The 2595-nt window shown below is 63.1% G+C and carries 2 protein-coding genes; both read left to right on the top strand.

The genetic code is table 11. From position 1 onward, the window contains the following. Positions 1-491: 491 nt before the first annotated feature. Positions 492-1403 (top strand): ABC transporter substrate-binding protein, encoded by a 912-nt coding sequence (locus EOA38_RS33195; protein ID WP_126094229.1) that lies wholly within the window; start codon positions 492-494, stop codon positions 1401-1403. A 330-nt stretch (positions 1404-1733) separates the two neighbouring features. Beyond that, on the top strand, positions 1734-2595 hold an 862-nt coding region (locus tag EOA38_RS33190), incomplete at its 3' end, for an ABC transporter permease (RefSeq protein ID WP_127301215.1).

Raw genomic sequence — 2595 nt, 5'->3', positions numbered from 1 at the left:
GTCGAGGAGACGATTGAAGCTCTCGGCAAGGCGAAGTCGATCCGTTATCGACCGCCGGCAACATAAGGTGTGTCGCCCAAAAGCGCGCAGCGGCTAGAGCAATTCCAGGAAAAGTGTGTAACGGTTTTCCGTCCGGAATTGCGTAAAAACAAATGGTTAGAGCAGTTCAGCGATTCTACCAAACGCTGAACCGCTTCAGAATACGAAACGCACAAACGCAATAATCAAGGCGCGGCACGTCTGTGCCGGGCTTCCGCCGGAAAGGGATCATGCACCAAATCGAGGCGCCCAGCGTCCTATGCGCCTCTGAAAGGCCGCGACGTCGAAGCTGACACGACGCTGTCGGGACCCGGCGTGGCGCGCTGTTCGCGCCGGGAACAAAATTATTGCGTGCATCTCTTTAGTTATGAAACCGTGTACCCCGACGGCGCGTTAAAGCCATGCTCATATGCGGCCACCGGTCTATCGGCTCACAGCAAGGGATTTTCACAATGTTTTCAATCGGAAAGCTCGCCGCAGCGGCGATCGCGTTCGGCATCGCCACAGCCTCGGCGCACGCTCAGGTGGTGGTCTCCTCGAAGATCGACACCGAAGGCGGCGTGCTCGGCAACATCATCGAGCTGGTTCTGAACGCCAACAACATCAAGACCACGGACCGCATTCAACTAGGCGCGACGCCGGTTGTGCGCAAAGCGATCACCGCCGGCGAGATCGACATCTATCCCGAGTATACCGGCAATGCCGCCTTCTTCTTCCAGAAGGCGGACGACCCGGTGTGGAAGGACGCCGCCAAGGCCTACGAAACCGCCAAGAAGCTCGACTATGACGCCAACAAGATCGTCTGGCTGTCGCCGTCGCCCGCCAACAACACCTGGGCGATCGCGCTGCGCAAGGAAGTGGTCGACGAGAACAAGCTGGCTACGCTGTCGGACTTCGGCAAATACGTCTCCGGCGGCGGCAAGGTGGTGCTGGCCGCCTCGGCCGAGTTCGTCAATTCGGCTGCGGCCCTGCCGGCCTTCCAGACCACTTACGGCTTCAAGCTTAAGCCGGACCAGTTGATCACGCTTTCCGGCGGCGACACGGCGGCGACCATCGCCGCCGCCGCCAATCAGACCAACGGCGCAAACGCCGCCATGGTCTACGGCACCGATGGCGGCATCCAGCCCTCCGGCCTTGTCGTGCTCGAGGATGACAAGGCCGTGCAGCCCGTCTACCAGCCCGCGCCGATCATCCGTGAGCAGGTGCTCAAGGAGCATCCGGAGATCGAGACGCTGCTGAAGCCGGTCTTCGCCAAGCTCGACCTTGCCACGCTGCAGCAGCTCAACGGCCGTGTCCAGCTGGGTGGTGAACCCGCGAAGGGGGTGGCGGAAGACTTTTTGAAGAAGAACGGGTTCTTGAAGTAATCAGGCGGGGATCGCGACACGCGTGCGAGTTGGAGAGGTGCGGTCGGCGGAGCTGCCAATCTCCCCCCTTGCGGGGGAGATGTCCGGTAGGACAGAGGGGGGTGCTGTCCCGCCGACTTCTCAGCCGATTGTAGCTTCGCCATCCAACAATCTTCGCTTCTCGCAAGCCCTTGCCCGGAAGGTAGCGATCCTTCCCACCCCCCTCTGGCCTGCCGGCCATCTCCCCCGCAAGGGGGGAGATCGGATGTCGCGCAGGGTTTCGCCAATCTCCAAGGTTGCGGGATTTACCACGTCCGCGAGGCTCTCTGTCGCTGCTCCGGAGAGGTCTCGATGACCCTCCGCTTCGACAAGCTCGGCGTGGTTATTGCCGCCATCGATGCCTATGCCGCCTTTGCGGCACCCTTCGCCACCTTCCGCGCCAACCGCATCGTGCCCGGACAGGCGCGCCCGATCCTCGAGGCGCTGCCTGCGGCGCTAGGCGCCCTGCTGCTGGCGATATTGATTGCCGGCGGCATCGTCGCGCTCCTGCGAACACCGCTCATCCTCAGGCTGGCCGCCAGCGTCTTTGCACTTGTCGCTCTCGCCATCCTGATCGGCATTGCCGGCACCTTCCTGACGCCCGCCGGCAACACATTCGCCCGCGTTGCGCCGGCCTCGGGATTCTGGCTGCTGATCTTTGCCTTCACGTTGCTTCTGGCCGATGTTCTGACCAGGCTTGACCTCTCGCCATGGGCGCGCGTCGGCGTTCTTGCCGTCGCCGCGCTCGCCATCGGCGCGCTGCTTGCCTCGGGAAGCTGGGACAGTCTTTCCATCCTCAAGGAATATGCCAGCCGCGCCGACAGTTTCTGGGCGGAAGGCTCCAAGCACATCATGCTGGCGCTCGGCTCGCTGGCAGTTGCGGTGGTCGCTGGAATTCCGCTTGGCATCCTCTGCCACCGCGTCGAGCCGCTGCGGGCAGGGGTGCTGAATGTCCTCAACATCATCCAGACCATTCCGTCGATCGCGCTGTTCGGCCTGCTGATCGCACCGCTCGGCTGGGTCGCCGCGCATGTGCCGGGCGCGGCGGCTATCGGCATCAGGGGCATCGGCACCGCGCCGGCCTTCGTCGCGCTGTTTCTCTATTCGCTGTTGCCGGTGGTGGCGAACACCGTGGTCGGCCTGGCTGGCGTGCCACGCGCCGCCAACGATGCAG

This window comes from Mesorhizobium sp. M1E.F.Ca.ET.041.01.1.1 (genome assembly GCF_003997355.1).
GTDB lineage: Bacteria > Pseudomonadota > Alphaproteobacteria > Rhizobiales > Rhizobiaceae > Mesorhizobium.
This window is presented reverse-complemented; position numbering and strand designations above follow the sequence as displayed.

Excerpts from the sequence above, each read along its gene's own strand:
- EOA38_RS33195 (WP_126094229.1), top strand. The coding sequence starts at position 492 with ATGTTTTCAATCGGAAAGCTCGCCGCAGCGGCGATCGCGTTCGGCATC.